The sequence below is a fragment of the Burkholderia sp. AU18528 genome (assembly GCF_002223215.2).
Taxonomy (GTDB): Bacteria; Pseudomonadota; Gammaproteobacteria; order Burkholderiales; family Burkholderiaceae; genus Burkholderia; species Burkholderia semiarida.
In genome coordinates, this window is record NZ_NKFC02000005.1 from 293,932 (window position 1) to 312,370 (window position 18,439).

Annotated in this window: 20 protein-coding genes; 9 read left to right on the forward strand and 11 right to left on the reverse strand. The window is 65.7% G+C overall.

Annotated features, from left to right (window positions below):
- Positions 1 to 116: 116 nt before the first annotated feature.
- On the reverse strand, positions 117 to 1,421 hold the full coding sequence (locus tag CFB52_RS12960) for an STAS-like domain-containing protein (RefSeq protein ID WP_081075313.1): 1,305 nt from the start codon (positions 1,419 to 1,421) through the stop codon (positions 117 to 119).
- Between the two features lie 395 nt (positions 1,422 to 1,816).
- Positions 1,817 to 2,350 carry a hypothetical protein gene (locus CFB52_RS34205; RefSeq protein WP_144029739.1) on the reverse strand — a complete coding sequence of 178 codons (534 nt, stop codon included), beginning with the start codon at positions 2,348 to 2,350 and terminating at the stop codon, positions 1,817 to 1,819.
- Between the two features lie 352 nt (positions 2,351 to 2,702).
- Here CFB52_RS34205 and CFB52_RS12965 point away from each other — a divergent pair, with 352 nt between their 5' ends.
- A complete protein-coding gene (locus CFB52_RS12965; RefSeq protein ID WP_013699112.1) occupies positions 2,703 to 3,278 on the forward strand; it encodes a recombinase family protein in 576 nt (191 codons plus the stop codon).
- A 556-nt stretch (positions 3,279 to 3,834) separates the two neighbouring features.
- On the opposite strand, the gene CFB52_RS12970 is transcribed toward CFB52_RS12965, so the two are convergent.
- A complete protein-coding gene (locus CFB52_RS12970) occupies positions 3,835 to 4,737 on the reverse strand; it encodes a LysR family transcriptional regulator (protein WP_099316734.1) in 903 nt (300 codons plus the stop codon).
- A 120-nt stretch (positions 4,738 to 4,857) separates the two neighbouring features.
- On the opposite strand from CFB52_RS12970, the gene CFB52_RS12975 reads away from it, so the two are divergent.
- The gene (locus CFB52_RS12975; protein WP_099316735.1) at positions 4,858 to 5,595 is read left to right on the forward strand and encodes an SDR family oxidoreductase; all 738 of its coding nucleotides are present in this window, start codon (positions 4,858 to 4,860) and stop codon (positions 5,593 to 5,595) included.
- Positions 5,596 to 5,638: 43 nt separating this feature from the next.
- Complete coding sequence (locus CFB52_RS12980) at positions 5,639 to 6,538, forward strand: SDR family oxidoreductase (protein ID WP_099316736.1); 900 nt, start codon at positions 5,639 to 5,641, stop codon at positions 6,536 to 6,538.
- A 30-nt stretch (positions 6,539 to 6,568) separates the two neighbouring features.
- Here CFB52_RS12980 and CFB52_RS12985 read toward each other — a convergent pair whose 3' ends face one another.
- Positions 6,569 to 7,459 carry an alpha/beta fold hydrolase gene (locus tag CFB52_RS12985; protein WP_099316952.1) on the reverse strand — a complete coding sequence of 297 codons (891 nt, stop codon included), beginning with the start codon at positions 7,457 to 7,459 and terminating at the stop codon, positions 6,569 to 6,571.
- Positions 7,460 to 7,565: 106 nt separating this feature from the next.
- On the opposite strand from CFB52_RS12985, the gene CFB52_RS12990 reads away from it, so the two are divergent.
- A complete protein-coding gene (locus CFB52_RS12990; protein ID WP_099316737.1) occupies positions 7,566 to 8,453 on the forward strand; it encodes a LysR family transcriptional regulator in 888 nt (295 codons plus the stop codon).
- Between the two features lie 73 nt (positions 8,454 to 8,526).
- Here the strand turns inward: CFB52_RS12990 and CFB52_RS12995 are convergent, their stop codons facing one another.
- From CFB52_RS12995 to copC, 4 genes are all read right to left on the reverse strand, one after another.
- A complete protein-coding gene (locus CFB52_RS12995) occupies positions 8,527 to 9,456 on the reverse strand; it encodes a LysR family transcriptional regulator (RefSeq protein ID WP_060311862.1) in 930 nt (309 codons plus the stop codon).
- Between the two features lie 167 nt (positions 9,457 to 9,623).
- Positions 9,624 to 10,397 carry an SDR family oxidoreductase gene (locus tag CFB52_RS13000; protein WP_006478064.1) on the reverse strand — a complete coding sequence of 258 codons (774 nt, stop codon included), beginning with the start codon at positions 10,395 to 10,397 and terminating at the stop codon, positions 9,624 to 9,626.
- 179 nt (positions 10,398 to 10,576) lie between these two features.
- On the reverse strand, positions 10,577 to 11,077 hold the full coding sequence (locus CFB52_RS13005; RefSeq protein WP_059576802.1) for a DinB family protein: 501 nt from the start codon (positions 11,075 to 11,077) through the stop codon (positions 10,577 to 10,579).
- 66 nt (positions 11,078 to 11,143) lie between these two features.
- A complete protein-coding gene (gene copC, locus CFB52_RS13010) occupies positions 11,144 to 11,518 on the reverse strand; it encodes a copper homeostasis periplasmic binding protein CopC (RefSeq protein ID WP_059576805.1) in 375 nt (124 codons plus the stop codon).
- A gap of 114 nt (positions 11,519 to 11,632) precedes the next feature.
- On the opposite strand from copC, the gene CFB52_RS13015 reads away from it, so the two are divergent.
- Positions 11,633 to 12,349 (forward strand): 16S rRNA pseudouridine(516) synthase, encoded by a 717-nt coding sequence (locus tag CFB52_RS13015; protein ID WP_059576807.1) that lies wholly within the window; start codon positions 11,633 to 11,635, stop codon positions 12,347 to 12,349.
- A gap of 106 nt (positions 12,350 to 12,455) precedes the next feature.
- Entirely contained in the window at positions 12,456 to 12,644 is a 189-nt protein-coding gene (locus CFB52_RS13020; protein WP_011546000.1) for a hypothetical protein, read from the forward strand.
- Here CFB52_RS13020 and CFB52_RS13025 read toward each other — a convergent pair.
- Positions 12,627 to 13,661, reverse strand: coding sequence for an NAD-dependent epimerase/dehydratase family protein (locus tag CFB52_RS13025; protein WP_099316953.1), 1,035 nt, complete (start codon positions 13,659 to 13,661; stop codon positions 12,627 to 12,629). The genes CFB52_RS13020 and CFB52_RS13025 overlap by 18 nt on opposite strands.
- A gap of 108 nt (positions 13,662 to 13,769) precedes the next feature.
- On the opposite strand from CFB52_RS13025, the gene CFB52_RS13030 reads away from it, so the two are divergent.
- From CFB52_RS13030 to CFB52_RS13040, 3 genes are all read left to right on the forward strand, one after another.
- The gene (locus CFB52_RS13030) at positions 13,770 to 14,801 is read left to right on the forward strand and encodes a CDP-6-deoxy-delta-3,4-glucoseen reductase (protein ID WP_006478058.1); all 1,032 of its coding nucleotides are present in this window, start codon (positions 13,770 to 13,772) and stop codon (positions 14,799 to 14,801) included.
- A 295-nt stretch (positions 14,802 to 15,096) separates the two neighbouring features.
- Positions 15,097 to 16,281: an acetylornithine transaminase gene (locus tag CFB52_RS13035; RefSeq protein WP_099316738.1), complete on the forward strand. Its 1,185-nt coding sequence runs from the start codon at positions 15,097 to 15,099 to the stop codon at positions 16,279 to 16,281.
- Between the two features lie 13 nt (positions 16,282 to 16,294).
- Positions 16,295 to 16,750: a GNAT family acetyltransferase gene (locus tag CFB52_RS13040; RefSeq protein ID WP_099316739.1), complete on the forward strand. Its 456-nt coding sequence runs from the start codon at positions 16,295 to 16,297 to the stop codon at positions 16,748 to 16,750.
- A 185-nt stretch (positions 16,751 to 16,935) separates the two neighbouring features.
- Here CFB52_RS13040 and CFB52_RS13045 read toward each other — a convergent pair whose 3' ends face one another.
- Positions 16,936 to 17,652 (reverse strand): ABC transporter ATP-binding protein, encoded by a 717-nt coding sequence (locus tag CFB52_RS13045; protein ID WP_059576820.1) that lies wholly within the window; start codon positions 17,650 to 17,652, stop codon positions 16,936 to 16,938.
- The gene (locus CFB52_RS13050; protein WP_059576822.1) at positions 17,652 to 18,428 is read right to left on the reverse strand and encodes an ABC transporter ATP-binding protein; all 777 of its coding nucleotides are present in this window, start codon (positions 18,426 to 18,428) and stop codon (positions 17,652 to 17,654) included. Before CFB52_RS13050 ends, CFB52_RS13045 begins: the two co-directional genes overlap by 1 nt.
- Positions 18,429 to 18,439 lie beyond the last annotated feature (11 nt).

The window sequence follows — 18,439 nt, forward strand, 5'->3', positions numbered from 1 at the left end:
GCAGTGGCCGGCCGCGTTCGGCTTCGGCCGCTCCCTCGAATTCATGTCAGCATCGGTATAACACGTGCGAGCTGGATCAGCCTTCCGCAGGAGCGCGCACGTACACCCAAAACGCGTCAGGTATTGTCATCAAAAATAAAGTCAATTGTTTCGCGGATTTCTGGAGGTGCATTTACTATCTTGATTCGTTTGAAAGCGGCAAGACCCATTACTTTTATCGGAGACGCTAGCAAAGCGCTCAAGAAGCTATGAGGTGAGCTTGTAACTCTCTCAAAATCTACCAGTATTATTTTCCCAGACTCGACGGCTGGAAAAAGTCGCGTATCGCGGAACTTTATGGCCGCCTCCTTATCTTCGGCGTAGCTACCAAAATAATTGAAGATGCTCAAATAGAAGCGTTCGTCAGCCTCTTGAGTGTCAGCAGCACTTTGCTCCTTTGTCGCCGCCTCTCGAAACTCTTGCATCAGCTTGTGCAGGAAAAACGTCGGGTTATCTTCAATTTTTAGAGTAACCAGAACGAACGTGCCGGGCCAAGACTGCGCCATCGTTCGTCCCGTGACGTCTCGCGGAGACACATGCACGAGCCCGTTACCAGACACGACATACATGTCGGCATTTAGACGTCTTATGATATTCGTCGAGATGTAAAGACCCATGCCCGCATTATCTTTATTGCGATACGGATCGTTTCTGCCGAAGGTTCCAGAAACCTTCGCCCTTGTCGCTAACTTTATCGCGGCCTCGTCTGATTCCTGCCCTGGATACGCCTGCTCGAGATGGGCTTTAACACCAATACCAATATCCGCGATAATAAAGTGTATCTCGTTTCTCTTTTTGTACCATGTGAACTGCACAATCGACGGTATGCGGATATTTTTTAAAGCCTCTCCTGCATATCGTTTCCCGTGCTCCATGGTGTTATAAAGCAACTCACCAAGAACATATCGAAGAGTGCTGCCATATTCAACATTAAAATCTTTTGTGTACGATTCCGCCGACTCTATAACCAGCTTAAAATCTTCTGCGTTGCGCACGGCAAATAATGGCTTAAACTTCGCACCATTAAACCGTTGCGTTTCATTCGGCAAGACGGAAAATAGCCCCCTCGCGCCCATCAGGCGCCACATCGCTCCAGGACCTTCGCCGTCCTCGGATTCGGCAAACGAGACGCGGCAACCTTGGGAACGAAGCTGCCATGCGTACAAAACCAATAGGGAGAGTGCTTGGTAGTTGGCCGTTTTGCACTCAGACATATCTATTTTTACCGGCCGATCACTAAGCGTCCAATCAAAAAAAGACAGGAATCCGCTAAAATCGTATATATCATGCTCTTTGAAACCAAATCTTGTCGGCAGTTTCAAGACAACCGAACGCGATACTTCGATCGCACTTTTAATCTTGCTAAGTTCTTCTCGCAACATTGCGCACTTCCTCAGTATCTCGATTATTGAGCATTCTATTTAACCGCGAGTACGGATCACTTGATCGATTCATTCCGCCCCCGAGCAAGGCCGAACAACGTACGCGAGTAAGAGTATAGCCAGACACTGCTTCGCTCGACAGCAGGACGCGGGAGCCTTCAGAGTTAGGTCGGCACCGATGCGCCAACCGATGAGTGCTCGAACGTGAAATCGGTCAACGCTGTGACGGCGACGAACGGCTGCAGCGGGTCGATCTGAGGCGGATGCCGCCCGACTTGTGGCGGACCGGCCATCCATCTTGCATCGGACCAAATTCGGCCATTAAGCGCCGCTCACCTGAGCCGTAGGTCCGAACGCTTGCTCCAGCCGAACATCGAAACCCTCCTCTAAATGTCTTACGTCGAATTTGCGCGGGCAGAGGTGCGTTTCCCGTCAGGATTCGTGCCCGGAACGGACTCCAATCCGGCAGAATTTCGACGACTGCAAACATAGTCTGCTCGCATATGATGGCACTCCTCGGCTAGTTTTCTCGCCAAGGTCGATAGGGCTGCCAAATTTGGTTCATGTTGGGCCAACGAGAACGGCATGGTTGCTATGACACCGCTCGACGTATCAAGACGTGTGGGGTTGTACTTGTATTCTGAATGTGCAATCGCTTTGTTACGCAATTCCTTACATTTTTCGTGCAGTTCAATCTCAGGCGCTGTCAAGTTTCCGAAGTCACCAAGCTCCAGCTTCGAGGTCGCCTCAGCCGGCCCCCTTTCGTTTGGCGAAAATGGCCTGTAATAGCACACGATTGCGGCAAAGACGATTGCTTCGTATGCAAGGCTAGATTGAGAGTGGCCTTTCGCTTCTTCCGCAAATTCTATGCACTTTTCGAAATCACGAACCGCAATGGAGAGTCGATTGAATTTGGCTTCTGTGATCATTGCTAGGCCCTCATATTAGACGTAATCGGAGCGAATTTGCAGCCCGCTTCAACGGCGACATCGCCATATGCTAATCGATCGGAGGCAGCGACCGTTTGAGACTTGAAACCCGCCGTCGTCACGAGGAAGTGCCTAAGGACTCAAACGGGTTGGTTGTTGTAGTTCGAATAGTGGCACTTCCTGTCTGTCCCAGCGACCGACCAGAAGGCAATCGGCCTCCAATCAAATGCGCCTGTCCAAAACCGATCCCTTTCGGACAACCCCTTTCCGCCCTGTCCAAAAATAAGGGTTGAAGTATTTTGGACAGGCGTTTATATTCGGACATCTATTTCGTACAGATTGAGTGCCCGATATGTCCCGAACCTTCGCTTATGCCCGCGTCAGCACGTCCGACCAGACCACCGCGAACCAGCTACGCGAGATCGAGGCGGCCGGCTTCTCGGTCGACAAGCGCCGCGTCGTGTCGGAAAGCATCTCAGGGAGCGTGAGCGCCGATCAGCGGCCGGGCTTCGCAAAGTTACTTGACCGGATGGAAGAAGGCGATGTGCTGATCGTGACGAAGCTCGATCGGCTCGGCCGCAATGCAATGGATGTGCGGGCCACGGTCGAGGGTTTGGCCGAGCGCGGTATCCGGGTTCATTGTCTCGCCTTGGGCGGCGTCGATCTGACGAGTGCGGCCGGCCGGATGACGATGCAGGTGTTGAACGCGGTGGCCGAGTTCGAACGCGATCTGCTGATCGAACGAACGCATGCCGGCATCGCTCGCGCTAAGGCAGAAGGCAAGGCGATGGGACGGCCGTCCGCCCTGTCGGACCAACAGCGAGCGGAGGTGCTGCGCGAGCTGGACGCGGGGGCGAGCGTGGCCGCGCTCGCCCGACAATTCGGCACGAGCCGCCAGACAATCATGCGGGTACGCGACGCGGCGTAACGCCTCTCCTACCAAGTTCACTTTTCACGGACCGCAAGGCCCGTTTCTGTTTCTGCGCGCGGAGGAGTGGCGGCACGGGAAATTCTTTGCGCGCAGCGTCCCAGACGGCGGGGCAATTCCCGAGCTGGTCGACGTGGCTCGATGCATTCGACGCTTATCTCCAAACTTATCTCCAGAAAAATAGGTGTGTTGGAGATACACTTGGAGATGACCAAAGCCCCGCCAGATAAGGCAGACAGGCCGAGTTGAGCCGTTATCTCCAACTCTCCAGAAAATTTCGCGTCTGGCGAGGCAAGAATGGACCTTGATCTGTCCGTATAGTGGCTGCGCCGGCAGCGCGGGGGCAACTCCGGGGGCAACTCCACAACACCCTCCAAGCAATCCCCTTACAATACGGGCCTCACAGCGAATAATTTCATTCCGGCCCTGGCACCAGTCTTTCGCAGCATCCCGTGCTGCCACTGTCGAAACCCGCGCAAGCTCGCCGCTTCGCGGGTTTTTTGTTTTGGCCGCGCGTTCCTCACCGCGTCGAGTGACCGACAGCGGCCTGCCGTCCTCAGCCCGTCAACTCGCGGACGAAGTCGAGAAACACCCTCACCTTCGCGGCAACGAGGTTCGACGCGTGGTGATACGCGTAAAGCGGGAAGGTCTCGTCGGTCCATTCCGGTAATAGCAGGACCAACCGCCCTTCGGCGAGGATGTCCCGCGCATAGAGCTCGAGCAGTTGCGCGATGCCGACGCCGCCCAGGCACGCGCCGAGCAGCCCGCCCGTATCGTTGACCATCAGCCTGCCGGCGGCGTCGACCGGCACGACTTCCTTGCCGCGATGAAATTCCCATTCGTACGGTCGCCCCGTCACCGGATCGCGGATCAGCACGCACCGGTGACCGTCCGCGAGATCCCGAGGGTGCCGCGGCTCGCCGTGACGCGCGACGTAGGCCGCCGACGCGCAGGTCAGCACGCGCGTCTCGAGCAGCAGTCGCGCTCGATACGACGACGGCTCCGGGATGCCGAAGCGCACGGCCACGTCGAAGCCGTCGGCGACGAGGTCGCCCATCCGGTCCCGCACGCTGATCTCGACCGACAGATCGGGAAAGCGGTCGAGAAATTCCGCCATCCGCGGCGCCAGCACGTAGTGGCCGAACGTGCCGTCAACGTTGACCCGCAGCCGCCCCCTCACGCGCGCCTTCGCCTGGCCGGCGTCGAGCGCCGCCTCCTCGATACCGGCCAGCAGCGGCGCGACCGCCTCGTAAAAGCGTCGCCCTTCGTCGGTCAGCGTGATCGCGCGCGCCGTCCGGTTGAAGATCCGGATGCCGACCCGCTCTTCCAGCCGCGCGACCGCGCGGCTCACCGCCGGTTGCGTCAGCCCCATCGCCTCGCCCGCCCGCGCGAAGGTGCCAGCCTCGATCACCGCCGAGAGCACGCCGATACCACTGAGCAACCTGCTGTCGAATCCCATGAGACATACTTTTAGTCATTCATCTACTTATCATTATTCATTATTTTTATTGATCGAGGAAGCCTACAGTAGTCCTGTCGCCGGATCGAACGGCATTCACCCATTCACCAGGAGCAGGACATGAGCACATCGGAACAGGTCGCCCTCGTCACGGGTTCGTCGCGCGGCATCGGCGCGGAAATCGCCCGCCAGCTCGCCCGGGACGGCTTCCGGGTCGTCGTCAACTATGCCGGCAGCGCCGGCCCGGCCCGCGAAGTGGTCGACGCGATCGTCGCCGACGGCGGCCATGCCGTCGCGGTGCAGGCGAACGTCGCCGACCCGGCGGCCGTGGCCGCGCTGTTCGACGGCGCCCACGACGCATTCGGCGGCCTGGACGTGGTGGTCAATTCCGCGGGCGTGATGAAGCTGGCGGCCATCGCCGACTGCGACGATGCGCTGTTCGACGAAACGTTCGCGATCAACGTGAAAGGCACGTTCAACGTCTGCCGCGAAGCGGCCAGGCGGGTGCGCGACGGTGGACGCATCATCAACCTGTCGACCAGCGTGATCGGCATGCGCATGCCGACTTACGGCGTGTACGTCGCCAGCAAGGCGGCGGTCGAAAGCCTCACGCAGGTGCTGGCGCAGGAAATGCGCGGGCGCGGCGTCCGCGTGAACGCTGTCGCGCCGGGGCCCGTCGCGACCGAGTTGTTTCTGCAGGGCAAGAGTCCGGAACTCGTCGATCGGCTCGCGAAGCTGAACCCGCTCGAGCGGCTCGGCCAGCCCGACGACATCGCGCGCGTCGTTGCATTCCTCGCCGGCCCCGACGGCGCGTGGATCAACGGCCAGATCCTGCGCGCCAACGGCGGCATGTGCTGACCGACCGCTCGCGGCCATTCGTCTTTTCGCCAGGAGATCGCTCATGAAGGAAGTCGTCCTCGTCACCGGTGCGTCCAGCGGCTTCGGCTTGCTGACGGCCCAGGCGCTCGCCCGCGCCGGTCACACGGTCTACGCGTCGATGCGCGAGCTCGCCGGGCGCAACGCGCCGCGCGCCGCCGCCGTCGCCGCCTATGCGCAAGAACACGGCGTCGATCTGCGCACCATCGAACTTGACGTCGGCGACGACGCATCGATCGATGCCGCAATCGAGCGCGTGATCGCCGACCACGGCCGTCTGGACGTCGTCGTCCACAACGCGGGCCACATGGTGTTCGGGCCGGCCGAAGCCTTCACGCCCGAACAGCTCGCGCAGCTCTACGACGTCAACGTCGTGTCGACCCAGCGCGTGAACCGCGCGGCGCTGCCGCACCTCCGCCGTCAAGGCCGCGGCCTGCTCGTGTGGGTGTCGTCCTCGTCGGCGCGCGGCGGCACCCCACCGTTCCTCGCGCCCTACTTCGCCGCGAAAGCCGCGATGGACTCGCTCGCGGTGTCCTACGCGGCCGAACTCGCCCGCTGGGGCATCGAAACGTCGATCGTCGTGCCGGGCGCGTTCACCCGCGGCACGAATCACTTTCTCCACGCGGGCAAACCGGCCGATACCGCCGTGCAGGCCGCCTACGACAGCGGGCCGTACGCGGGCGTCGCCGACCAGGCATTGACGGGCCTCGCCGCGCTCGAGCCGGCGGACGCCGACGCCGGCGCCGTCGCCACGGCGATTGCCGAGCTCGTCGCGGCGCCGGCCGGCAAGCGCCCCTACCGCGTGTTCGTCGATCCGTCGCAGGACGGTGCCGAGGAAGTGTTCCGCGTCGGCGATCGCATTCGCCGCGAAATGTTCAGGAACATCGGGCTCGCCGACCTGCTCGCGCCGCGCGTCGGCGGCTGATCCTTCGCGCGCCGGGCCGGCCGGCGCGCGTCAACCCGGCTCGCAGAACCCGAGAATCGCGTCCGCGACCGCCGCCGGTGCCTCCCGCTGCGGGAAGTGCCCCACGCCGTCCAGCACTTGCCGCGCGTAGCGCCCGGCGAAGAACCGCTCGCGCCCGGCCGAGCTGTCCGGATGATTGCAGGCGTCCGCGCCGCCATGCAGCACGAGCGTCGGGACCGCCAGCACGGGCGCCGGGTTCAGCCGCGCGTCGTCGTCGGCATAGGCCGGCGTGCCCGGCGCGAAGCCCCAGCGCTGCCGATACGAATGCAGCACGACGTCGATCCAGTCGGGCCCGTCGAACGCGACGGCCGCTGCGTCGAAATCGCTGTCGCGATACCAGCCCGGCGGCGACCACGTATCCCACATCAGGCGCGCGAACGCGCGCCGATCGTCGCGCAGCGCCTGCTCGCCGCGCGGCGTCGCCATGAACCAGTGATACCAGTAGTTGCGCGCCTGCTGCAGTGACAGCGGCTGAGCGGGATCGTTGGTGCCGTACCCGACCGACAGCATCACGAGCTGGGATGCAACACCGTCTTGCAACCCGCACGCGTTCGCGGCCGCGCGAGCGCCCCAGTCGTGCCCGACCAGCACGGGCCGCTCGATACCGAGCGCATCGACGAATTCGAGCAGGTCGCGCCCGAGCGCCGCGAGCTGGCCGCTGCGCGGCACGGACGCGTCGCGAAAGCGCGTCGGCGCGAAGCCGCGCAATGCGGGCGCCAGCACGCGATAGCCGCGCGCGGCGAGCGCCGATGCCACCGGCTCCCAGCCGACCGGGCTGTCCGGCCAGCCATGCAGCAGCACGGCCACGCGTTCGCCGCGCGGGTTCCATTCGAGATAGGCAATGTCGAGCGACGCGGTCGTCGCATGCGCATAGGTCGTCATCGTGTACTCCGCCAAAGGGGCTTGAACATACGATGGTAGGCCGGCCTTTCATCACGATTCACGGAGTATCATCATTCATTACTCATATATTGCGTCGAATTGATCCATGGAACCGTCGCCCTCGCCCGCCTCGACCGCGCTCGACATCGCGTTGCTGCGCACGTTTCTCGAAGTCGTCGACAGCCGCGGGTTCGCGCCGGCCGCGGAGCGCCTCGCGCTGACGCCGTCCGCCGTCAGCGGCCACATCAAGCGGCTCGAACAGGCGGCCGGCACCGTGCTGCTCGCGCGCACGACCCGCCGGATCGCGCTGACGCCGGCCGGCGACACGCTGTACGCGTACGCGCGCAACATCGTCGACATGGAGCGCGAAGTGCGCGCCCGGCTGCGCGGCGCGCCGGCGCACGGGCCGCTGCGGGTCGGGGCGTCCGAGGATTTCGCCTGCACGTGGCTGCCGCAGGTGCTGCGCACGTTCCGCGACAACCATTCGCACACCTCGATCGAACTGAAGGTCGGCATCACCGCGTCGCTGCTGCGGGAGCAATCGCTCGGCCGGCTCGACGTCGTGTTCGGCAAGCAATGCCGACAGGTCGACACGCCCGGCGAGCTGCTGTGGGAAGAGCCGCTCGTGTGGGCGTTCGCGGCCGATACGGCGCTCGACGCCGAGGAACGCGTGCCGCTCGCGCTGTTTCCGGAGCCGTGCGTGTACCGGGAAGCCGCGGTTTCCGCGCTCGCGGCGGCGCTACGGCCGTTTCGCGTGCTGTTCGAAAGCGCGAGCATGGCCGGCTGCATGTCGGCCGCGCTCGCCGGCTTCGCGGTCACGGCGCTCGCGCGCAGCCAGTTGCGCGACGGCCTGCGCGCGTGCGGGCCGCAAGACGGCCTGCCGGCGCTGCCGGCCGCGCGCTTTTACGCGTTCGCGTCGAAGCCCGCGGGCGTCGGCGCCGCGTTGATCGACGCGGTACGGGCCACCGGGCGCACACGGCACTTCGCCGCCTGAGCGCCCGCGGCGCGCTCGGCGCACGGGCCGACGAACGGCGGCACGGCCCGCGGAAACCCGCGCGTTGTCGCCTTCAATCGCCGCTGCTGCTCGCGCCCGCGCCGTTCAATGCATCGGCCATCAACTCCCCGAACCACTCGACGAACGCGTTGAGCCGCCGGGAGCGGTGCCGCCGGTGCGGATACACGGCCGACACGTCCATCGGCTCGGCGCGATGGCCGGGCATCACGTCGACGAGCGCGCCGCTTGCCAGCAGATGCTCGACGTCGAAGCGCGGAATCTGGATCAGCCCCATTCCGGCGATACAGCTGGCGATATAGGTTTCGGCGTTGTTGACGATCACGCGGCTCGGCAGCGTCAGCACGTGCCGCTGCCCGTTGGCGCAGTATTCCCAGCCGAGCTCGCGCCCCGTCGTCGGCGACGCATAGCCGATCGCCCAGTGCCCGCGCGCGAGCGCATCCGGATGCTCGGGCACGCCGCATTCGCGCAGGTAGTCGGGGCTCGCGCAGTTGATCAGCGTGAACTGCCCGAGCGGCCGCACGACGAGGCTGCTGTCCGCGAGCCGCCCGACGCGGATCGCGCAGTCGACGCCCTCCTGCACGAGATCGATCGCGCGGTCCGTCGAGCCGAGCGACAGTTGCAGCTTCGGGTGGCGGCGAAACAGCGACGGCAGCGCGGGCGCCACGACGCGGCGCGCGATCCGGCTTGGCACGTCGACGTTCAGCCGCCCGACCACGTCGCGGTCGCGGCGCCGGAACAGGCGGTCGAGGTCGTCGGCTTCCGCGAGCAGGCGCCGGCCGCGTTCGACCAGCAGCGCGCCGTCGGCGGTCAGCTGCACCTGGCGTGTCGTGCGGTGCAGCAGCCGTGTGCCGAGTGCCGTCTCGAGCTGCAGGACGGCCGCCGATACGGTCGCGCGCGGCACGTCGAGCGCATGCGCGGCCTTGATGAAGCTGCCCATCTCGGCAACCTGCAGGAAGATCCTGACCTGATCCAGCTTGTCCATCGGCGGGAAACCCGGGTTCGAACGGCGGTCGCCGCCGGCCGCCGCGCATCGCGGCCGGCTTCGGCGGCACGGAGAAAACGGGCGCGCGACCGCGCCGCCGCGCGCCCGTCCATTGTCCACGCAAACGCGCCAGTGCGGTGCGCCGCGCGGCCGCAAGCGGCCCCCGGTTACTTGGTCGTGTAGCCGCCGTTGATCAGGATCGTCTGGCCCGTGATCCACCAGCCGTCGGTCACGAGATGGCGGATGAACGGCACGACGTCCTCGATGTCGGTCAGCCCCGTCTTGCTGAACGGCGACAGCGCGGCGGCCGTCTTGTGATACGCGACCGCGTCGGCGCCTTCGGCCGGATAGAAGAACGGCGTGTCCATCGGCCCCGGCCCGACGGCCGTCACCGAAATGCCGCGTGCGCCGTACTCCTTCGACGCCGCGCGCGTGAAGTGCTCGACCGGCGCCTTCGATCCTTCGTACGCCGCGTAGAACGGCGTGAACGCGCCGAGCAGCGACGTCACGAGCGTGACGAGCTTGCCGTGATCCTCGAGATGCCGCCCGGCTTCCTTGATGAAGAAGAACGCCGACTTGCTGTTGACCGCGAACATCTCGTCGTACTCGGCTTCGCTGATCTCGGTGAACGGCTTCTTCAGCACCTTGCCGACCGTGTTGATCGCGATGTCGATCTTGCCGAAGCGCTGCTTCGCGTCGTCGAACAGCTTCTCGACCGCGGCCGCCGTCGTCAGGTCCGCCTGGAACGTTGCGGCCTCCGCGCCGGCCGCGCGCACCGCGGCGGCCGTTTCCTCGGCCTGCGCCTGCGACGCCGCGCTGTTGTAGTGAATCGCCACCGCCTTCGCGCCGTGGCCCGCCAGGTCCCGGGCGATCAGGCCGCCGAGATTCTTTGCACCGCCTGCGATCAGGACGACCTTGTCTGCGAGCGTATGAGTTGCCACGGTTGACTCCTTTTTTCGTTGAACGAAGCTAGGAGTGTAGGCACACGCGCCCCGCCGATCAGCCGGCCGCGGCTGGATGGATTATCCAGAAAATCGATCCAGTCGAAGCCGCGCAAGGAGGTCTTCCGCACCGACGGCGACGCCGGATTCCGCTGTCGATCGCGCGGCCGGCGGCCGGCTCAGCGCGCGTACAGCGCCGCGTCGATCTTGCCGAGCAGCCACTGCATGCCGGCCAGATGCTGCTGGTCGTGGCTGCACAGGTAATGGACGAGCCCGCGCACGGTCAGCGAGCCGTAGCCGTCGAATTCGCCGGTACGCTCGAACTGTTCGGGCGTGAGGCGCGACAGCAGCGCCAGCGTCTCGCGCCGTGCGTCGCGGATCGCCGCGAGCACGTCGGACGCATACGCGTCGTCGTAGCGCCGCTGAACCGCGAGCGCGTCGCCGTCGATCGACACGAGCAGCGGCCGGTCTTCGTCGAGCATGCGCCGCAGCCGCACGTGATAGCCGTCGATCTCGATGTCGCGCACGTGGCAGAGCTGCCCGAGCGGCGAGAAATGCTCGCTCGGTATGCCGGCCCAGTCGTCGGGCGTCCAGCGCGCATAGCCGTCGGGCACGGCCGCGAAATGCGCTTCGAGTTGACGGGGGAAATCGGCGAGTGCGTCGAGCGTCGTCGGATTCATGCGGAAGACTCCCTGTCGGATAGAGGCGGGCAGCAACCCTGGCACAGGCCTGCCGCCCCCGTTGCGTCACTTCACGCCGAAGCCGTACGCGCCCTGCGTGCGATGCCCGTCGGTCGCGACGGCCACCCACTTCACCGTGTACGCGCCGGTGGCGAGCGCCGCGAGCGGCACCGTCATGCGCTTGCGGTTCGACGCGTCGATGCGCGCGCGGCCGTTCGACACCGTCTTGCCGTCGGCGTCGACGACGACGATCGAGCTGAATGCGGGCTCCAGCGGCTCGGTGAAGTCGATCGTGACGGCGGCCGGTGCGGCAGCCAGCATCGCGCCCGACGCCGGGTCGCTCTTCGCGAGATGCGCGTGCGCGAACGCGGCCGACGAAACGGTTGCTGCGACGATGACGGCGGCCGCGTGGCGGCCGAACGGGAATGAATCGAAACGCATGAACTGTCCGTGAAGAATGGGCGGGCGCCGCGCACCGCACGGCGTTCCGGCAGCTTACCAGCGCATGCGCGTTCATGCCGGCCCTACGCCGCCGCTTGATAAAATGCGCGCGCTATGGATCTCGAAAGCATTCTCTACACCCAGGGCTTCGGCTCGCGCCGCCAGTGCCGCGGCCTGATCGAGGCGGGCCGCGTCGCCGTCGCGGGCGCCGCCGCGACCGACCCGGACGCCACCTTCGACACCGACGGCCTCGTGTTCGAGGTCGACGAGGCCGCATGGCCGTTCCATGCGCGCGCGTATCTCGCGCTCAACAAGCCGGCCGGCTACGAGTGTTCGCGCGATCCGCAGCACCATGCGAGCGTCTTCAGCCTGCTGCCGGCGCCGCTCGTCGCGCGCGGCGTGCAGTGCGTCGGGCGGCTCGACCAGGACACGACCGGCCTGCTGCTGCTGTCGGACGACGGCCAGTTCGTGCACGCGTACACGTCGCCGAAGCGGAAGGTGCCGAAGACCTACGTCGCGACCGTGCGCCACCCGCTCGACGACACGCAACTGCACGCGCTGCGCACCGGCGTGCAACTGCATGGCGAGCCGAAGCCGATCGCGGCCGTCGCCGCCGACGCCCGCACCCCGCACACGCTCGCGCTGACCGTCCTCGAAGGCAAGTACCACCAGGTCAAGCGGATGGTCGCGGCAGCGAGCAACCGCGTCGAATTGCTGCACCGCGAAAGCATCGGCGGCTTCACGCTGCCGGCCGATCTCGCGCCCGGCGCATGGCGCTGGCTCGACGAAGCCGACCTTTCCGCGCTGCGCAATCCCGTCGAAACCCTGTAAGGGAAAATCCGCACGACCGTTCGGTGTCCGGCCGCCTCTCGGCCGCAGGTTCCCCCGCTATACTGAAATCACAAGCTGCAAGAGCGGCGATGCAGGGGGAGACATCATGAACATCAACCATTCTTTCGAACTGTCGTCCGTGATGATCGCGTTCGCGGTCATCGGCGTCATCGTGATCGGCGGGCTGCTGGCCACGATGCATCTGAAGCACAAATATCACCCGAACCTGATCGGCGCGCTGATCGGTGCGCTGCTGTGCTTCCTGCTGATCGAGGCGTTACCGGCGCTCACCTGACGCGCTGCCCGGCGCGAGCGTTTGAAGGAAATCGTCTACGGTCGGATAGCGCAACGTCACGCACAATTCGGCCTTGAGCCGTGCGTTGGACAGGCGCCGCGACTCGCGCATGAAGGACAGCAGCGTCGGCTCGAGCAGGCGTTCGGCGTCCGCGCGGCTCACGCGCGGCGGCCTCGGCAGACCCAGCGCCTGCGCGACCCGGTCGAAATACTCTCCCATCCGCAGTTCGGTGTCGTCCGACGCGTGCACGACGCGCGCCGGCTTGCCGCGCTCGGCCGCACGACGCAGGATCGCCGCGAGATCGTCCGCGTGGATGTGGTTCGTGTAGACGTCGTCGGCCGGCTCGAGCGCCGGCGTGCCGCGCTCGAGCCGCGCAACCGGCAGGCGGTTCGCCGCGTAGATGCCCGGAATGCGCACGATGCGCGCGGACAGCACGCCGCGCACCGTCGCCGCACGCAGTTGCCGCTCGGCCGACACGCGCCGGAACGCGCGCGGGTTCGCGGGGCGCAGCGGGTGCGTTTCGTCGATGCGCGCGCCGCCGCAGTCGCCGTAGACGCCCGTCGTGCTGGCATAGACGAGCCTCGGCGCGCGAAGACCGTCGGGTACAATACGCGCTGCCCGAACGGGCGCGCCGGCCTGTCGCGCCACGGTGCGCAGCCGTCGGAGCCGGCCGACCGCCGGTGCCGTCGGAGACGGCCGACGCGCGGGCATGGACGTTGCGGCGATCAGCGCACGCGTGCGCCGGTCGTCGCGGCCGTCGGATGGCGGCGGCGCGAGATGCAGGATCGTGCGGGCGACGCCCGCGAGGCGACGGAGCGTCGCCGGGCGATCGAGATCGCCGACGATCGGCGTCGCGCCCGCGGCGCGCAATTCGCTGCGGCGAGCCGGGTGGCTCGTCAGCGCGAGGATGCGCAGGTCGGGGCGCGCGTCACGCCATTGCGCGACGCAGCGCATGCCGACGTCGCCGCAGCCGACGATCAATACGCGCGGCCGGCGCAGGATTCGTGTCGCGATCATGTTGGTTGCGAGATTCAGTAGCCGCCGTTGCGCGACGCGCAACGGTTTTGCATTGTAGCTGCCGTGCGCGACATGCACGGTCCCCCCATTTTGTTCTAGTTTGGTTCTATGGCATTCAACGTCACTCTCAAGCAAAGCGGCCGGCAATTCCAGGTCGAGTCGGACGAAACCGTGCTGGCGGCCGCGCTGCGCCAGAACGTCCACCTGCCGTACGGCTGCAAGAACGGCGCGTGCGGTTCCTGCAAGGGCCAGATCGTGTCGGGCCAGATCGAACAGGGCCCGCACGCCGCGTCGGCGCTGTCCAACGACGAACGCACGCGCGGCCTCGCGCTGCTGTGCTGCTCGAAGGCGCAATGCGATCTCGAGATCGACGTGCGTGAAATCGCCGGCGTCGACGGCGTGCAGGTCAAGAAGCTGCCGTGCCGCATCGCCGCGCTCGAACGCAAGGCGGACGACGTGATGGTGGTGAAGCTGCAGTTGCCTGCCAACGAACGCCTGCAGTACCTCGCGGGCCAGTACGTCGAGTTCATCCTGAAGGACGGCTCGCGCCGCAGCTACTCGATGGCGAACGCGCCGCACGAGGAAGGCCCGATCGAGCTGCACATCCGCCACATGCCGGGCGGCAAGTTCACCGACCACGTGTTCGGCGCGATGAAGGAGCGCGACATCCTGCGCTTCGAAGGCCCGCTCGGCACGTTCTTCCTGCGCGAGGATTCCGACAAGCCGATCGTGCTGCTCGCGTCGGGCACCGGCTTCGCGCCGATCAAGGCGATCATCGAGCACGTGAAGCATTCGGGCATCACGCGCCCGATGACGCTCTACTGGGGCGCGCGCCGCAAGAAGGACATCTACCTCGCCGAGCTCGCCGAGCAATGGGCGCGCGAGATCCCGAACTTCAAGTACGTGCCGGTCCTCTCCGAACCGGACGACGCCGACCAGTGGACCGGCCGCACGGGCTTCGTCCATCGCGCGGTGATCGAGGACCTGCCCGATCTGTCCGGCCACCAGGTGTACGCGTGCGGCGCGCCCGTGATGGTCGAATCCGCGCAGCGCGATTTCACGCAGCACCACGCGCTGCCGGCCGACGAGTTCTACGCGGACTCGTTCACGAGCGCCGCCGATCTCGCGCATCCGGTCTGAGCGCCGGGCGCCTGAACGCGCCCCGCTGCGCGCCGCCCGTGTCACATCCGTGGCATCGCGGCGGTTTACAGTGGGGCGCGGGATGCCTTATGCTTGCGCACATGAACCGCTTCCTGTCCGCTCTCCGACGTCGCCGCTCGCCGCTCCGCCCGGATGCCGCCGGCTCGTCACGGACTCGCGCGTAACCCTCCTCCGCTTCACCGGTTACGCACAAGCTGTTCGACCCACCAGCCACGGCCTTCCGTGGCTTTTTTATTGCCCGTTTCCCTTTCAACGCCCGCTGGAGTCTGCTGCCATGCCCCTGAACGATTACCCGATCGACTCGCTGATGTACATCACGAACCGCCCCGACATCGTGTTTACGCACGGCAAGGGTTCGTGGCTCTACGATCACACGGGCAAGCGCTATCTGGACTTCATCCAGGGCTGGGCCGTCAACAGCCTCGGCCACTGCAACGACGGCATCGTCGAGGCGCTGAAGACGCAGGCCGAAAAGCTGCTGAACCCGTCGCCGGCGTTCTACAACGAGCCGATGGCGAAGCTCGCGGGCCTGCTCACGCAGCACAGCGTGTTCGACAAGGTGTTCTTCACGAACAGCGGCGCCGAGGCGAACGAAGGCGCGATCAAGCTCGCGCGCAAGTGGGGCCGCAAGTTCAAGGACGGCGCGTACGAGATCATCACGTTCGACCACAGCTTCCACGGCCGCACGCTCGCGACGATGTCGGCCAGCGGCAAGCCGGGCTGGGACACGATCTACGCGCCGCAGGTGCCGGGCTTCCCGAAGGCCGAGCTGAACGACATCAACTCGGTCGAGAAGCTGATCACCGACAAGACCGTCGCCGTCATGCTCGAGCCGATCCAGGGCGAAGGCGGCGTGATCCCGGCGACGCGCGAATTCATGCAGGCGCTGCGCGCGCTGACGAAGCAGCACAACCTGCTGCTGATCGTCGACGAAGTGCAGAGCGGCTGCGGCCGCGCGGGCACGCTGTTCGCGTACGAGCTGTCCGGCATCGAGCCGGACATCATGACGCTCGCGAAGGGCATCGGCGGCGGCGCACCGCTCGGCGCGCTGCTGTCGAAGGCCGACGTCGCGGTATTCGAGGCCGGCGACCAGGGCGGCACGTACAACGGCAACCCGCTGATGACGGCGGTCGGCTATTCGGTGATCTCGCAGCTCGTCGCGCCCGGCTTCCTCGAAGGCGTGCGTGCGCGCGGCGAGTATCTGAAGCGCAAGCTGCTCGAGCTGTCGGAGGAACGCGGCTTCGAGGGCGAACGCGGCGAAGGCCTGCTGCGCGCGCTGCTGCTCGGCAAGGACATCGGCCCGCAGATCGTCGAGAAGGCGCGCGACATGCAGCCCGACGGCCTGCTGCTGAACGCCGCACGGCCGAACCTGCTGCGCTTCATGCCCGCGCTCAACGTGACGACCGAAGAGATCGACCAGATGATGGCGATGCTGCGGTCGATCCTCGACACGCTGTAAGGAGACCGCCGCGATGGATGCCGTCGCCGATGCTGTCGCTATCCGCCCGTTCGAACGCGCCGACACCGATGCCGTGCTCGCGGTATGGCGCGACGCGTTCCCGCATTACGACGAAGCCGGCGCGCCGCCGCACCGCGATCCGCTGCGATCGATCGAGCTGAAGCTCGCGACGCAGCCGGAACTGTTCTTCGTCGCGACGTGCGGGGCGCGCGTCGTCGGCACGCTGATGGCCGGTTTCGACGGACATCGCGGCTGGCTCTACTCGTTCGGCGTCGCGAACGACGCGCGCCGGCTCGGCGTCGGCCGCGCGCTGATCGCGCATGCGGAACGCGCGCTCGCCGCGCGCGGCTGCCTGAAGATCAACCTGCAGGTGCTGCCCGGCAACGACGACGCATGCCGCTTCTATGCGGCGCTCGGCTATCGCGTCGAGGAGCGCATCTCGTTCGGCAAGACGCTGCCGGCCGCGTAAGACCGCCGCCGGCCGCGGCGCGATTCGGCGCGCGATCGGCCCCGCGTCCGGCAGCGGATCGCGGAGCGCGTCGGTCGGCACGATCGGAATCCCGCCACACGAAAAAAAACCGCCACGGTTTCCCGTGACGGCTTTTCGACAGCCCGGCTGCGCCATGCGCGGCCGGGCCCCGTTCATTCGATCGCTTACTCGCCCAGATACGCGGCGCGCACCTTAGGATCGTCGAGCATCTGCTTCGCGTCGCCTTCCATCGTGACCATGCCCGAATCCATCACGTAGCCGCGGTCGGCCGCCTGCAGCGCGAGGCGTGCGTTCTGCTCGACCAGCAGCACCGTGATGCCCTCCTTCGAGATCTCGCGCACCACTTCGAAGATCTTCTCGACCATGATCGGCGACAGACCCATCGACGGCTCGTCGAGCAGCAGCAGCTTCGGCTTCGACAGAATCGCGCGCGACATCGCCAGCATCTGCTGCTCGCCGCCCGACAGCGTGCCCGCGAGCTGCGTCGCCCGCTCCTTCAGGCGCGGGAAGAAGCCGAACATCCGGTCGACGTCCTTCTTGATCTGCTCGTTGTCGTTGCGCAGGTACGCGCCCATCTGCATGTTCTCGATGATCGACATCCGCGCGAAGATCCCGCGGCCTTCCGGCACCATCGCCAGGCCGCGCTTGAGCAGCTCGTGCGGCGGGATGCCCTTGATCGACGTGCCGTCGTACTCGATGTCGCCCGCCGAGTACGGCTTCAGGCCCGTGATCGCCTTCATCGTCGTGGTCTTGCCGGCGCCGTTCGCACCGATCAGCGTCACGAGCTCGCCCTGACGGACTTCCATGTCAACGCCCTTGACGGCCTGAATGCCGCCGTAGTTGACCTGCAAGCCCTTGATTTTCAACATTGCCGCTGCCATCAGTGCACCCCTGCGCCGAGATATGCCTCAATCACCTTCGGATTCTTCTGCACGTCCTGCGGCAGACCCTCGGCGATCACCTTGCCGTAATCGAGCACCGTCATCCGGTTGCACAGCCCCATCACGAGCTTCACGTCGTGCTCGATCAGCAGAATCGTGCGGCCGTCCGAGCGGATCTTGTCGAGCAGGCGCGTGAGTTCGACCTTCTCGGTCGCGTTCATCCCGGCTGCCGGCTCGTCGAGCGCGAGCAGCTTCGGGTCGGTGGCCAGTGCACGGGCGATTTCCAGACGACGCTGGTGACCGTACGACAGGTTGCGCGACGTGTAGTCGGCGTACTGCAGCACGCCGACGTAGTCGAGCAGCTCGATCGCGCGTTCCTTGATCTCGCGCTCTTCCTGGCGTTCGGCCGGCGTCTGGAACACCGCGCCGAGCAGCCCGTGCTTGGTGCGCACGTGGCGGCCCACCATCACGTTCTCGAGCGCCGTCATCCCGCCGAACAGGCGGATGTTCTGGAACGTGCGCGCGATGCCGGCCTTGGCCACCTGGTGCACGGCCGTCGGCGTGTAGTTCTGGCCGTCCAGCTTGAAGTCGCCGGAGTCCGGCGTGTAGAGGCCCGTGATCACGTTGAAGAACGTGGTCTTGCCGGCGCCGTTCGGGCCGATCAGCCCGTAGATCTCGCCTTCCTTGATCTGCAGGCCGACGTCGGACAGCGCCTGCAGCCCGCCGAAGCGCTTGTTCACGCCCGAGACGGACAGTCGGATTTGCTTGTCGCTCATGTGGTTATCCC